Source organism: Rhodococcus zopfii NBRC 100606 = JCM 9919 (genome assembly GCF_001895025.1).
Lineage (GTDB): Bacteria > Actinomycetota > Actinomycetes > Mycobacteriales > Mycobacteriaceae > Rhodococcus > Rhodococcus zopfii.
The window spans coordinates 77523-90968 of sequence record NZ_BCXI01000039.1; the positions used below are offsets into that span (position 1 = coordinate 77523).

11 protein-coding genes are annotated in these 13446 nt (G+C 69.4%); 6 read left to right on the plus strand and 5 right to left on the minus strand.

Going from position 1 to position 13446, the window contains the following annotated elements; genetic code table 11:
• Window positions 1–46 precede the first annotated feature (46 nt).
• Window positions 47–1060: a cell division protein ZapE gene (zapE, locus tag RZ1_RS22565; RefSeq protein WP_072814746.1), complete on the minus strand. Its 1014-nt coding sequence runs from the start codon at window positions 1058–1060 to the stop codon at window positions 47–49.
• Window positions 1061–1235: 175 nt separating this feature from the next.
• Here zapE and RZ1_RS22570 point away from each other — a divergent pair, with 175 nt between their 5' ends.
• The 4 genes from RZ1_RS22570 (at window position 1236) to RZ1_RS22585 (ending at window position 5662) form a co-directional block, all read left to right on the plus strand.
• The gene (locus tag RZ1_RS22570; protein ID WP_139281940.1) at window positions 1236–2795 is read left to right on the plus strand and encodes an alpha/beta hydrolase; all 1560 of its coding nucleotides are present in this window, start codon (window positions 1236–1238) and stop codon (window positions 2793–2795) included.
• Between the two features lie 61 nt (window positions 2796–2856).
• Window positions 2857–4152: a glycosyltransferase family 87 protein gene (locus RZ1_RS22575; RefSeq protein ID WP_371304924.1), complete on the plus strand. Its 1296-nt coding sequence runs from the start codon at window positions 2857–2859 to the stop codon at window positions 4150–4152.
• A 10-nt stretch (window positions 4153–4162) separates the two neighbouring features.
• Window positions 4163–4591: a peptide-methionine (R)-S-oxide reductase MsrB gene (gene msrB, locus RZ1_RS22580; protein ID WP_072814748.1), complete on the plus strand. Its 429-nt coding sequence runs from the start codon at window positions 4163–4165 to the stop codon at window positions 4589–4591.
• 45 nt (window positions 4592–4636) lie between these two features.
• On the plus strand, window positions 4637–5662 hold the full coding sequence (locus RZ1_RS22585) for an L-lactate dehydrogenase (protein ID WP_072814749.1): 1026 nt from the start codon (window positions 4637–4639) through the stop codon (window positions 5660–5662).
• Between the two features lie 15 nt (window positions 5663–5677).
• Here the strand turns inward: RZ1_RS22585 and RZ1_RS22590 are convergent, their stop codons facing one another.
• The 4 genes from RZ1_RS22590 to hemE are packed head-to-tail and all read right to left on the minus strand — an operon-like array spanning window position 5678 to window position 11203.
• Window positions 5678–8023 (minus strand): molybdopterin-dependent oxidoreductase, encoded by a 2346-nt coding sequence (locus RZ1_RS22590; RefSeq protein WP_083583853.1) that lies wholly within the window; start codon window positions 8021–8023, stop codon window positions 5678–5680.
• 5 nt (window positions 8024–8028) lie between these two features.
• Complete coding sequence (hemQ, locus tag RZ1_RS22595; RefSeq protein ID WP_072814750.1) at window positions 8029–8724, minus strand: hydrogen peroxide-dependent heme synthase; 696 nt, start codon at window positions 8722–8724, stop codon at window positions 8029–8031.
• Window positions 8725–8729: 5 nt separating this feature from the next.
• Complete coding sequence (locus RZ1_RS22600; RefSeq protein WP_072814751.1) at window positions 8730–10109, minus strand: protoporphyrinogen oxidase; 1380 nt, start codon at window positions 10107–10109, stop codon at window positions 8730–8732.
• Window positions 10106–11203 carry a uroporphyrinogen decarboxylase gene (gene hemE / locus RZ1_RS22605; protein ID WP_072814752.1) on the minus strand — a complete coding sequence of 366 codons (1098 nt, stop codon included), beginning with the start codon at window positions 11201–11203 and terminating at the stop codon, window positions 10106–10108. The genes RZ1_RS22600 and hemE overlap by 4 nt, the downstream gene beginning before the upstream one ends.
• Before the next feature lie 140 nt (window positions 11204–11343).
• On the opposite strand from hemE, the gene RZ1_RS22610 reads away from it, so the two are divergent.
• The gene (locus RZ1_RS22610; protein ID WP_072814753.1) at window positions 11344–11919 is read left to right on the plus strand and encodes a DUF3000 domain-containing protein; all 576 of its coding nucleotides are present in this window, start codon (window positions 11344–11346) and stop codon (window positions 11917–11919) included.
• A 61-nt stretch (window positions 11920–11980) separates the two neighbouring features.
• A complete protein-coding gene (locus RZ1_RS22615) occupies window positions 11981–13216 on the plus strand; it encodes an HRDC domain-containing protein (protein ID WP_072814754.1) in 1236 nt (411 codons plus the stop codon).
• The last annotated feature ends 230 nt before the right edge of the window (window positions 13217–13446 follow it).

Sequence of the window (13446 nt, forward strand, 5' to 3'; positions counted from 1 at the left end):
CCGGGGCGCGGGGTCGGCGGACACAGAGAGTCGAGAAATCAACCGCCTAGCTGGCGGCGACCTCGAAGCGCGACAGCGCCAGCAGACGCGACGTCGCGCGCAGGTACTTCTTGCGGTAGCCGCCGGCCAGCATCTCGGGGGTGAAGATCTCGTCGAGCTTCGCGCCGGCCACGGTGACCGGGATGCTCGCGTCGTACAGACGGTCGGCGAGCACCACCAGACGCAATGCGACGGACTGGTCCTCAGCCGGATGCACACCGTTGAGGAATACGGCCGTCACACCCTCGATGAGCTTGCCGTAGCGCGACGGGTGCAGCGTGCTCAGGTGCGCACACAGTTCGTCGAAGTCGTCGAGCGTGGAGCCGGGAACCTGTTCGGCGCGCTCGATCAGTTCCTCCGCCGCGATCGGTTCCGGCGCAGGCGGCAGATCGCGGTGCCGGTAGTCCGGACCGTCGACGCGCAGCGTCTCGAAGATCGACGAGAGCTTCTTGATCTCACGCAGGAAATCCTGTGCTGCGAACCGGCCTTCACCGAGCTGGCCGGGAAGCGTGTTGGAAGTCGCCACGATCGACACACCGCGCGCGGATAGCTCGGTCAGCAGACGCGAGACGAGCATCGTGTCACCCGGATCGTCCAGCTCGAACTCGTCGATGCACAGGACGCTGTGGGTGGAGAGCTCCTCGACCGCCTTGTTGAAGCCGAGGGCACCGACCACGTGCGTCAGCTCGACGAACGTGCCGAACGCCTTGGGTGAGGGTGCGCTGTGGAAGATCGACGCGAGCAGGTGGGTCTTGCCGACGCCGAACCCACCGTCGAGGTACAGCCCGGCACCGGTGGACGGCGCCTTGCGGCCGAAGAGGCCGCGCTTACCGCCGCGGATCTTGCCGACCTTGCCGGCAAACGCCTCGGCGGCGCGCACCGCGGCGGCCTGGCTCGGCTCGTCCGGATCGGGGATGTAGGAAGCGAAACTCACCTCGTCGAACATCGCGGGCGGCACGAGCTGTGCAACCAATTGTTCGGCCGGCACCACGGGACTGCGATCGACGAGACGTTCTTGCATTCCTCCAGGGTAGAGGCGCGCAGTGAGGCCACACCTACACCAACCGCGGATTGCGACCTACTTCACATCCACGTCACGTGATCTTCACCTCACGAGAGCGCACGCGTCATAGCGGTGCGCATGTCCGCGCAAACCGGTGCGCACCCGGGCATCAGCGACCTGGCAAGCTGTCGGCATGCGCAGAACCGGTGTGCTCGCGGTCTCCCTCGTCGCACTCGCGTGGACGGTCGCCGCCTGCGGGGCGGGACCCTCGGCACGACCCGATGTCGCGGTGGTTCAGGACGTCGATGACGGTGCAGTTCCCACGCTTGAGCAGGAGGGTGCCGGCGCGCCCGAACTCCCGGTGCCCGGGGAGGACCTGACGTGGCGCGACTGCACCGCGGACACCCTGGCGGCACAGAAACTGCCGGCAGGCCCGACAGGTCTGGTTATCGAATGCTCCGAGATCACCGCGCCCATCGACGAGGCCGGGACGGTGCCGGGAACGTTCCCGCTCGGGATACTGCGGGCGCGCGTGCCGCAGACCCCGGCCGATGTCGCGCCGGTCGTGCTCACCACCGGAACGGACATGTCGTCCGGTAGCGCACTCGCCGCCCTCGCCACGGGTCCGATGTCCGGTGTGCTCGCCACACGACCGGTCGTCGCGGTCGACCGCCGCGGTATCGGCGCGTCGCAGCCCATCGATTGCGTCTTTCCCGCCGATCTCCGTGCGCTCGGCGATCTGGGCCAGTTCGGCCGTAGCGGCGACGGGCCCGCCCGGGTCGCGGAGCTCGGCCGCGAAGCCACCATCGCATGCACCGACTACCTGCAACCACAGGAGCTGATGTTCGGGGCCGCGCACGCCGCCGACGACCTCGACCAACTGCGCCTTGCCTGGAACGTGGACCGGATCGGGCTGCTCGGTGTCGGGAACGGCGCGACCGTCGCGCTGGCGTACGCCGCCGAACATCCGGCCAATGTGGGCCGGCTGATCCTCGACTCCCCCGCCGCCGCCACCGCCGACGCCGAGCTCCTCGCGGAGAGCCGGGCGCGAGGCGCCGAAGCCGCGGTCGATGCGTTCGCCCGCCAGTGTGTGGCACTGAAGTGCTCGCTCGGCACCGCCCCTCGTGCGGTCCTCGAGGAACTGCACGCGACGGCGGCGAAGGGCGAACTCGCGCCGCTGTCCTCGAACGCGCTGGCGACCGCGGTGATCGGCTTCCTCGGCAGCCCCCGCGGCGATCTGCAGTCCCGGGTCCGCGAACTGTCCGATGCGCTGGCCGCCGCCCGCGACGGTGACGTGATGCCGCTGCTCGAGCTCGTCGATCTCGCCGAAGCGCAGCTGTCCTCCGCCGGCCAGTTCGTGTCGCGGTGCAGCGACACGCAGCGGCAGCCCACCCCGAGCCGTGCCCTGGAGCTGCAGCGGACCTGGGGGGCGAGCTATCCGCTGTTCGGCGCGGACACAGCAACCGGGCTGACGGCGTGTTCGGCGTGGCCGAGTATGCCGGCGCCGCCACTGCCGGACGGTGTGGACGTGCCGGTCCTCGTCCTCGGAGCTGCCGCCGACCCGATCGTCGGCAGCGGCGGGCTCGAATCCGCCACCGGCGCGCTCACCGCGGTGGGCGCCCGATGGGCCGTCGTGTCGTGGCAGGGAGCCGGCTATTCGGCAACCCTCCACTCGACCTGCGCGCAGGCCCGGGTCGCGGCCTATCTGGAAACCGGAGAACTACCGCCGAACGGCAGCCTGTGCCCGGCGTGAGCGGGGCCGCTCGTCGGGGCGGGTCGATCGCCGATCGGTCACTCCGGTGTACCGTGCCGTAGTGTTCCTCAGTCGTCTCGAGCCCCGCACCGCCCGCACCACTGTGGAGGTGGTCAAGTGCGTTGTTTGGCCGTTGGCCGTGCTCACGGTGCTGCACCGTGTGGTGATCAAAGCGGTCAACGGCTTCCGGACCGACGACTTCACGCCCGTGTACAACGCGGCACTGGCGTTCCTCAACCGGCAGCCCGTGTATACCGCGAACTTCCAGTGGGTCGATCCGCACTACCTGTATCCGCCGTCGGGCACGCTGCTGATCTCGCCGATCGCCGTGATCGATCCCGAACGCTCCCGTTGGTTGTTCATCCTCGCGAACGCGATCGCGATCCTCGTCGCGTTGTATCTGCTGCTGCGCATGTTCGGCTACGGTCTCGACTCGGTGATCGCACCGATTCTCGTACTCGGTGCGTTCTCCTCCGAAACTGTGACGAACACGCTGGTGTTCACCAACATCAACGGTCTCGTGTTGCTCGGCGAGATCGCTTTCCTCACGCTGCTGCTCAAGCGTCGCGATCTGTGGGCCGGCGTTGCGATCGGCTTGACGTTCGCGGTCAAACCGATCCTTGCGCCGCTGCTGTTCCTTCCGCTGGTCCGAGGCCAGTGGAAGGTGTTCGTCACGGCAGCGGCGGTTCCGGCAGCTCTCATGGCGATCGCTTGGCCGCTGTCCGTCGACGCGTGGCAGTTCGTCGAACACACGACGCCTTACCTCCTCGAGGCCCGCGACTACTTCAACAGTGCGATCGTCGGCAACGGCATGTACTACGGGCTGCCGGCTTGGCTGATCCTGGGGCTCCGCGCAGTTCTCATGGTGATGGTGCTGGTGTCGCTGTGGTTGCTGTACCGCTACTGCCGCAACGACGAGCTGTTCTTCGTCGGCACCGCGACCGGCTTGCTGCTGACCGCATCGTTCCTGCTCGGCTCGCTCGGCCAGATGTACTACTCGATGATGCTGTTCCCGCTGCTGATGACGGTGGTGCTGCGGAACTCGGTGATGCGCAACTGGCCTGCGTGGCTGGCCGTGTACGGGTTCCTCAGTTACGACAGCTGGCTCTCGAGCCGCTGGCCGGAGATGGGCCGGGCCGCCGAGTACATGAAGACGACGTTCGGATGGTCGTTGATCATCATCGTCGCGTTCGCGGTGCTGCTCGACCGATACCTGGCCGCGCGCCGCGAAGGCCGGCTCGAATCGGGCATCGAACCGGCATTCCTGCTGCCGACGACACCCGTCGACGTCCCGGACGACGCCGGAGAACCGGAAGAACCCGAGGAGCGCGTGGCCGCACCGGCTGTCCGCGACTAGCCTCGGCGTCATGACTTCCACGCCCCGACCGGAACCCGCGCCGAAGGTCGAACGCAGCGACGAAGAATGGCGCGCTCTGCTCTCCCCGGAGGAGTTCGCGGTGCTGCGCCGGGCGGGCACCGAACGCCCGTTCGTCGGCGAGTACACCGACACCGAAACCGAAGGGGTCTACGAGTGCCGCGCCTGCGGCTCCGAGTTGTTCCGCAGCAGCGAGAAGTTCCATTCGCACTGCGGATGGCCGTCGTTCTTCGACCCCGCCGATTCGGACGCGGTGATCCTTCGATCCGACGATTCGCTGGGGATGCGCCGCGTCGAGGTGCTCTGCGCGTCGTGCCACAGCCATCTCGGGCACGTGTTCGAGGGTGAGGGCTACCCGACACCGACCGATCAGCGGTACTGCATCAATTCGATCTGCCTGCGCCTGGTCCCGTCGAACTGAGCGCTCCCGGGTGCGGAACCGGACCGCGGCCGGGAAGATCGAGCCATGACCGGGGATTCCGTCGTCCGACCGACCCAGCACACCGTGGGACCGACCCAGCCCACCGTCGGTAGAGCGAAGGTGAAGGTTTCGATCGTCGGCGCGGGCGCTGTGGGCACCGCGATCGCGTATGCGTGCCTGATCCGCGGCTCGACCGAGTCACTGGCGTTGTTCGACACGAATGCCGACAAAGTCCGCGCCGAGGTCCTCGACTTGAACCACGGCACCCAGTTCGCGCCGCCGTGCCGGATCGAGGGCAGCGACGACCTCGCCGTCACCGCCGGATCGGACATGATCGTGGTGACCGCCGGCGCCAAACAGAAGCCGGGGCAGTCGCGACTCGATCTCGCCGCGGCGAACGTCGCACTGGTGCAGGTCCTGACACCGGCGCTGCTCGAGCGGTCCCCGGACGCGGTGATCCTGTTCGTCAGCAATCCCGTCGACATCGTCACCCACGCCGCGATCACTGCGACCGATGCCCCGCCCGGCCGTATCTTCGGGTCGGGCACCGTGCTGGATTCGGGACGCCTGCGTTTCCTGATCGCCGAACGCGCCGGGGTCGCGGTGGAGAACGTGCACGCCGTCGTCGTCGGCGAACACGGCGACTCGGAGATCACGTTGTGGTCCGGGGCGGCGATCGGCGGAGTGCCGGCAGCGGAGTTCCAGGGCCCAGCCCTCGACGGCACCTCCGGGACCGTGTTCGACGCGGCGACCCGGGCGGACATCTCCGCGCAGGTGGTGCACAGCGCGTACGAGATCATCCGCGGCAAGGGCGCGACCAATCTTGCGATCGGGTTGTCCACGGTCCGCATCGTCGAGGCTGTGCTGGGCGACCAGCACCGGGTGCTGCCCGTGTCGACGCTCCAGACCGATCCCGAGGAGTTGTCCGGCGTATGCCTGTCGCTGCCGACCGTCGTCGACAGCCGTGGCGCGTCCCGGGTGCTCGACGTGGCGATGTCCGACGAGGAGCGTGCCGGTCTGCGCGCCTCGGCCCGCACGTTGCGGGAGGTCCAGGCAACGCTCGAACGCTGACGATGACCGGGAGGGTCAGCGGGTGCGGACCACCGGTGGGTCGTATGCGCGGATCGGGGGCAGTTCGCCGTCGAACAGTTCGATCTGCACCAGTACATGCTGTCCGGTGCAGCCGCGCGCCAGGGACGACGTGCCGACGTCCGCGGTCAGCACGTTCGGGTTACCGTGCACGCACATCGAGTCCGGGTCCGACGGATCGAGCGGGTCGTACCAGGCACCCGTCGACAGCTGCACAATGCCAGGCAGCATCCCGTCGTCGAGCACCACACCGGCCAGACACGCGCCGCGATCGTTGAACACCCGCACGATGTCCCCGGCGTCGATGCCGCGCGCCGCGGCCGCGTCGGGGTGCATCCGCAGCGGTTCGCGCCCTCGGATCTTCGACGCCTGGCTGGTGGCGCCGTGGTCGAGCTGACTGTGCAGCCGGGTGCGCGGCTGGTTCGCGATCAGGTGAAGCGGGAACTGCTGCGCGCGCGAGCCGCCGAGCCATTCCTCCGGTTCGTACCAGGTGGGGTGGCCTGCGCAGTCGTCGTAGCCGAATCCGTCGATGTCGGCGGAGAAGATCTCGATACGCCCGCTCGGGGTGCGCAGCGGATACGTCTCCGGGTCCTCGCGAAAGTCCTGGAACAGCGTGAGGTTGTCCTCGGTCCGCATCCGCACGTGACCGCGATGCCAGAACTCGTCGAACTCCGGGGCGTCCCCGCCGTCGGCGAGGACGAATCCACGCCACTGCTCGTACAGGTGCTCGAGCCACTGACGTGCGGTGCGGTTCTCGGTGAACTGCGGACCGAATCCCAGCCGGTGTGCGAGCGCAGCGAACGTGTCGTAGTCGTCGCGGGCCTGCGCGTACCGCGGCGTCGCGGCGTGCATCGCCACGAGCAGCGGGTCGTTGCGGGTACACGAGAGGTCTTCGCGTTCGAACGACGTGGTGGACGGCACGACGATGTCGGCGTGTTTGGCCATCGGCGTCCAGTACGGGTCGTGCACGACGATGGTGTCGGGCCGCGTCAGCGCCCGCTTCAACCGTCCGAGATCCTGGTGGTGATGGAACGGGTTCCCGCCGGCCCAGTACACGAGCCGGATGTCGGGGAAGGTGCGGCGTTGTCCGTCGAAGTCGTATTGCTCCCCCGGCCGCAGCAGCAGATCGGAGATCGCGGCGACGGGGATCGCCTCATCGATCGGGTTCTGCCCCTGGAACAGGGTCGGCAGCGGGTACGGCACCGGTGCCAGGCCGGGTTCGTTCATCGATCCGTAGCCGTGCCCGAATCCGCCGCCCGGTACGCCGATCTGGCCGAGCATCGCGGCGAGCGTCACCCCTGCCCACGGTGCCTGCTCGCCGTGCCGGACTCGCTGCAGCGACCACGTGACGGTGACCAGGGTGCGGCCGGCGGCCATGCGGCGAGCGAGGCCGGTGAGAGTACCTGCGGGCAGACCGGACAGTTCCGCGGCCCATTCCGGGGTCTTCGGAATCCCGTCGGTACGCCCGAGCAGGTAGTCCTCGAACTTGTCGTAGCCGGTGCAGTAGCGGTCGAGAAAGCCGCGGTCGGCGAGGCCCTCGGTGGCGAGGACGTACGCGAGGGCCAGCATGATCGCGACGTCGGTGCCGGGACGCGGGGCCAGCCATTCGGCGTCGCCGTGCAGATCGTCGCGCAGCGGGCTGATCGACACGACCCGCCCGCCGCGGGCCCGCAACCGGTCGAGTGCGTCGCGGGTCGGATGGTTGCTGGTGCCACCGTCGTTGACCGCGGTGTTCTTCAGCGGCACCCCGCCGAAGCACACCATCAGGTCGGTCTCGCGGGCGATGACATCCCAGTTCGTGGAGCGCGCGAACAGCTTCCAGTGGGTGCCGACGACACGCGGCATGATCACCCCGGTCGCACCGAGCGAATAACTGTGCACGGACCGGGTGTAACCGCCGAGCATCTTCAGGAACCGGTGCACCTGACTCTGGGCGTGATGGAACCGCCCCGGCGACGACCACCCGTAGGAACCGCCGAAGATCGCGCGGTTGCCGTGGACGTCGACGACGCGCCGCAGTTCACCGGCGAGCAGTTCGGTCAGTTCGTCCCACGACACCGCGACGAATTCGTCGCTGCCACGGTCACCGCTCGGTCCCGGTCCGTTCTCGAGCCAGCCGCGCCGTATCGCGGGGCCGGTGATCCGGGACCGGTGCCGCACCGAGCCGGGCAGATTGCCGAGAATCGGCGACGGGTCGGTGTCGCCCGGGTACGGATGCACCGCGGCGACCTCACCGTTCTTCGCCTCGGCCTCGTACATCCCCCAGTGTGAGATGTGTGAGTACCTCACGGGCGAGATGTGTGAGTACCGCGCGCGATTCGGGTCGGTTTCCTGCTCCGGCATCCGCATCAGGGCAGCGCGTTGATCAGCCGGTCCGCGTCGATACGCGGGCCGCTGAAGAACGGGATCTCGAGACGCACGTGGTAGCGGGCCTCGGTCGCGCGCAGGTCGCGCATGAGGTCGACGATCCGATCGAGCTCCGGGGCCTCGAACGCGAGGATCCACTCGTAGTCACCGAGCGCGAACGCCGGCACCGTGTTCGCCCGCACGTCCGGGTAGCCGCGGCCGGCCTTGCCGTGCTCGGCGAGGATACGGCGACGGTCCTCGTCGGGCAGCAGATACCAGTCGTACGACCGCACGAACGGGTACACGCAGATGTAGTTGCCCGGATCCTCGCCCGCGATGAACGCCGGAACGTGGCTCTTGTTGAATTCTGCGGGGCGGTGCAGGGCCACGTTCGACCACACCGGGTTGCTGGCCCGGCCGACGATCGTGCTGCGACGGAAGTCCGCGTAGAACTTCTGCAGATCCTCGATGCGCTCGGCATGCGTCCAGAACATGAAGTCGGCGTCGGCGCGCAGACCGGCGATGTCGTAGATGCCACGAACGACGACGTCGGTGTTCTCGTACGAGGCGAGGAACTTCTGCAGGTCCTCGAGCGCCTCGGCGCGGTCGTCCCCGAGGACACCCGGCCGTACCTGGAACACCGACCACATCGCGTAGCGCAGGGTCGAATTGAGCTTGTCGAAATCGAGACGTGCCATGTTCCTCATCCTGCCACTCGTGCTGTCAGCCGTGCCGCGGCCGTTGTTCCAGAATCGACGCAGGCGGGCACGCCGACACCGTGCAGCATCGCACCGGCCACTTCGATGCCGTCGACGTCGGCAACCGCGGCCTCGAGTGCGGCGACGACCGCGTCGTGCCCGGCGCGGTATTGCGGCAGGCCGCCGTGCCAGCGCTGCACGAACGTGGCGACCGGTTCCGCGGTCACTCCCGTGACGGTTTCGAGGTCCGCCCGGGCCAGTGCGATCAGCCGGTCGTCGTCGGCCTCGACGAGCTCGGCGTCCCCGAACCGACCGAACGACGCGCGGGCAAGTTCCACGTCCCGTTCGGCCAGGTGCGGCCATTTGCGGCTGGACAGCGTGAACGCCTTCGCCGACAGGTCCTCACCGGTCGCGACGAGGATCCCGGAATTGTGGGGCAGCCCCGAATCCCGCGGCAGGGCGAGCGCGACGACCACCGAGGACGCGAGCGGAATCCGTCCCGCGTGCTCGGCCGCCGCGGGTACCGCGTCTGCGAGCAGCGCAGCGGCCTGCGGGGCAGGCACCGCGAGCACGACACCGTCGACTTCCCCGATCGGGTCGATGGTCCATCGTCGGCCGGTGCGACGCAGCGCCGACGCGGGCGTCTCGCGGTGGATCTCGGCGGCGGCGGCCCGCTCGAGTGCGTCGAGCAGCACGCCGTAACCGTCGCGGAGCGTCCCGAAGACCGGTGCGGTCGACGGTGGCGGCAACGCCCGGCGCACGGCCTCGCTCAGGCTCGGCGCACCGTCGTCGAGCGCCGCGGCGAGCGCGGGGACGGTCGCGCGCACCCCGGCGGTGTCGGACAGGCCCGAATACACCCCGCCGAGTAGCGGATCGACGCTGCGCCGCACTACCTGCTCACCGAACCGCGTCCCGACGAGTTCGGCGACGGAAAGGTCTCCGCCGCGCTCCCAATGCAACGGCACGCTCGGTTCCGCGGCGATCCGGTCGAGGGTGGCGGCGTCGACGAGCCCGGCCAGCGTCTGCGCGGCGGCGGGAATGCCCATCAGGGTGCCGACCGGCATCGGGTGCAGCTCGGCTCCGGCGTAGATCAGCGGTCGTGCACCGGCCGGGTACACGAGCTGGTCGGTCAGGCCCAGCTCCTCGAGCAGCTCCGGCATCTCGGGGCGGCGGCCGATGAACGCCTCCGCACCCACGTCGACGGGACCACCTGCGAGCGGGACGGTGCGCAATTTCCCGCCGAGCCGATCGGACTGTTCCAGGATGACGATCCGGGCGCGGGAACCGAGGGTCGTCCGCAGGCGGTAGGCGGCCACCAGGCCGGTGACACCTCCGCCGATGACAGCGACGGTCGGCCCCCCGACTGCGACGGTCGGCGTGCTCACAGCGAATGCACCAGCTCGACGACGCGGGTCAGCACCGCCGGGTCGGTGTCCGGCAGCACTCCGTGGCCCAGGTTGAAGATGTGCCCGGTGGTGCCTGCAGCACGGGCACGATCCGCTTCGGCGGCGATCCGGCGCACCTCGCGTTCGACGACGTCCCACCCGGCGAACAGGATCGCCGGATCCAGGTTGCCCTGCAGTCCCTTGCCCGGGCCCACCCGCCCGGCGGCGACGTCGAGCGGAATCCGCCAGTCGACACCCACGACGTCGGCGCCGGCTTCGCCCATCGCGCCGAGCAGCTCACCGGTGCCGACCCCGAAGTGGATGCGCGGCACCCCGGCCGCCTCGATCTCGGCGAGTACGCGCTGCGAGTGCGGCAGCACGTACTCGCGGTAGTCGGCGAGCGAGAGGGCTCCCGCCCACGAATCGAACAACTGGATCGCGTCGACTCCGGCGTGCAACTGTGCCTGCAGGAACGCGATGGTGATGTCCGCCAGCCGGCCGAGCAGCGCGTGCCACGTCGTGGGATCGGAGTGCATGAGCGCCTTGGTGCGCTCGTGGTTGCGGCTCGGTCCTCCCTCGACGAGATACGAGGCGAGGGTGAACGGCGCTCCGGCGAACCCGATCAGCGGGGTGTCACCGAGCTCGCGGGTGAGCAGACCCACGGCGGTCGCGACGGCACCGACCTCCCCGGCTTCGAGGCCCGGCAGGGCGGCGACGTCCGCGGCCGATCGGATCGGGTTCGCGACGACCGGGCCGGTACCGGCGACGATGTCGAGATCGATACCGGCGGCTTTGAGGGGCACGACGATGTCGGAGAAGAGGATCGCCGCGTCGACGTTGTGGCGACGGACCGGCTGCAAGGTGATCTCGCACACCAGCTCGGGCCGGAAACAGGATTCGAGCATGCCGATACCTGCGCGGATCTCCCGGTACTCGGGCAAGGACCTGCCTGCCTGGCGCATGAACCACACGGGCCGGTGTGTCGGCTCGGCGCCGCGCGCCGCGGCGAGCAACGGGGCCGTGTCGAGCCGACGGCGGCTCGGGTACTCCGCGGGGGTGGTAGAGCCGACGTTCGTGTCTTCCAGGCCGGTCATCGATCCTCGTCTTCCAGGAGCATGGTCGGTACCCGCCACGGCGGGCACGGGATGCTGCCCATGCTGCCACGCCGCCGTCGGCCCCCGGAATCGGCGCGCCTCCCGCGTGCTCTGCATCACCGGCACTAACGTCCGCTGTCGTGACCACCTCGCCCGCAGAACCCGCCCAGTTCCGCGCCGCGATCGAAGCGATGAACGCGGCCACGGTGCGCCCGGAGATCGAGGTCGGCCCGATCCGGCCACCGCAACGGCTCGCACCGTTCAGCTTTGCGCTGGGCGCCGAGGTGCTGCACGACGAGGCCGGGCCGGTGCCCGAGGAGTCCGAAGGCGACGCGTTCGGCCGGTTGATCCTGTTGCACGATCCCGCCGGCGACGAGGCCTGGAACGGCACGATGCGTCTGGTGGCCTACATCCAGGCGGACGTGGACGCGATGCTGGCGGCCGATCCCCTGCTCCCGGAGGTCGCATGGAGCTGGCTCGTCGACGCTCTCGACGCGCACGGACAGCCGTTGACGGCGCTCGGCGGCACCGTGACGTCAACGAGTTCGGTGCGGTTCGGGGACATCGCCGGACCCGCGCGGGCGCACCAACTCGAATTGCGGGCGTCGTGGACGCCGCTGTCGGGTGAGCTGGGTCCGCACGTGGAGGCGTTCTGCGAGGTCCTCGCCTACGCGGCGGGTCTTCCACCGGTCGGTGTGGCGCGCCTGCAGCGCTGAGCGCCGCCACCGGGCCCGGTGGCGGCGTTCCCCCGACCCGAATCGGTCTAGAGTCCATTTCATGTCGGTAGCAGAAGAAAACGAGTCCGTGCGGACCCCCGTTCCCCTGCTCACCCCACGCGACGGTGTTCCGGACGTGATCACCACGGCGGGCGGGGTCGACGCCGCGGCGGCTGCGCTCTCCTCGGGAACCGGGCCGCTGGCCGTCGACGCCGAACGTGCTTCCGGCTACCGCTATTCGTCGCGTGCCTACCTGATCCAGCTGCGGCGTCCCGGATCCGGAACGGTGCTGATCGACCCGATACCCACCGCCGGTGCGCTCGCGCCGCTCGCCGAGGCCATCAACGGACTCGAATGGGTTCTGCACTCCGCGGACCAGGATCTCCCGTGTCTGGCAGAGCTGGGACTGCAACCGGATTCGGTGTACGACACCGAACTTGCCGGTCGCCTCGCCGGGTTCGAGCGGGTCGGGCTCGCCGCGATCGTCGAGCGGATGCTCGGTTTCGAGTTGCGTAAGGGCCACGGGGCCGCCGACTGGTCGACCCGGCCGCTGCCCGACTCGTGGCTCAACTACGCGGCACTGGACGTCGAGATCCTCGTCGACCTGCGGGAGGCGATGGCCGCCGAACTCGAGCGGCAGGGAAAGTCGCAGTGGGCTGCCGAGGAATTCGAGCACGTCCGGTCGGCGGGGCCGCCGGCTCCGAAACCGGACCGGTGGCGGCGCACATCGAAGATCCACACCCTGAAGGATCCGCGGCGCCTCGCGATCGTGCGGGAACTGTGGACGACCCGCGACGAGATCGCGGCACGCCGCGACGTCGCGCCCGGCCGGGTACTCCCCGATTCCGCGATCATCGCCGCCGCCGAGGCAATCCCGCGCGGCCCCGAGGAACTGCGCGCGCTGCCGGTGTTCGGCGGGCCACGGCAACGCCGGCAGTCACGGGTGTGGTTGTCCGCGATCGAACGCGCCCGCGCGCTGCCCACGTCGGAGTTGCCGCCGCTCACCCAGCCGTTCACCGGTCCCCCGCCCGCTAACCGGTGGTCGCGTCATCACCCGGAGGCTGCGGCTCGCCTGACCGCTGCCCGGACGGAGATGACGGCGCTCAGCGAGGTCGTGCAGGTTCCGGTCGAGAACCTGGTCAGTCCGGAACTCGTACGACGGTTGTGCTGGGACTGGGCGCCGGTGTCCGGTGTCGACGTCACCGACTACATCGCGATGCGGTTCGCCGACGGCGGCGCCCGGCCGTGGCAGCGTGAACTCGTCGCACCGAGACTGGCGAAGGTCCTGGGGGCCTGACCGGGACGGGTTCGTTCCGGCTTGGTCCGACCTGCGCAGACGCCGGGCGCGGCCGTTCCGGCTGCGGCGGCGCAGTCGTCGTAGCCTCGGTCGGCACCGGTGGAGTCCCGGCCGGGCTTCCCGTTCGGATGCGGGACTTCCGACTCTCGTTCCGGCTCCCGGTCGAGCGGGAGGATGGTAGCCGCAGACTTCAGCCGTTCCAGCGACAGTTCCGCCGGGATGGGAGGTGG

Coding starts and splice junctions, on each gene's coding strand:
- zapE (WP_072814746.1), bottom strand. CDS start 1,060: ATGCAAGAACGTCTCGTCGATCGCAGTCCCGTGGTGCCGGCCGAACAA.
- RZ1_RS22570 (WP_139281940.1), top strand. CDS start 1,236: ATGCGCAGAACCGGTGTGCTCGCGGTCTCCCTCGTCGCACTCGCGTGG.
- msrB (WP_072814748.1), top strand. CDS start 4,163: ATGACTTCCACGCCCCGACCGGAACCCGCGCCGAAGGTCGAACGCAGC.
- RZ1_RS22585 (WP_072814749.1), top strand. CDS start 4,637: ATGACCGGGGATTCCGTCGTCCGACCGACCCAGCACACCGTGGGACCG.
- RZ1_RS22590 (WP_083583853.1), bottom strand. CDS start 8,023: ATGCCGGAGCAGGAAACCGACCCGAATCGCGCGCGGTACTCACACATC.
- hemQ (WP_072814750.1), bottom strand. CDS start 8,724: ATGGCACGTCTCGATTTCGACAAGCTCAATTCGACCCTGCGCTACGCG.
- hemE (WP_072814752.1), bottom strand. CDS start 11,203: ATGACCGGCCTGGAAGACACGAACGTCGGCTCTACCACCCCCGCGGAG.
- RZ1_RS22615 (WP_072814754.1), top strand. CDS start 11,981: ATGTCGGTAGCAGAAGAAAACGAGTCCGTGCGGACCCCCGTTCCCCTG.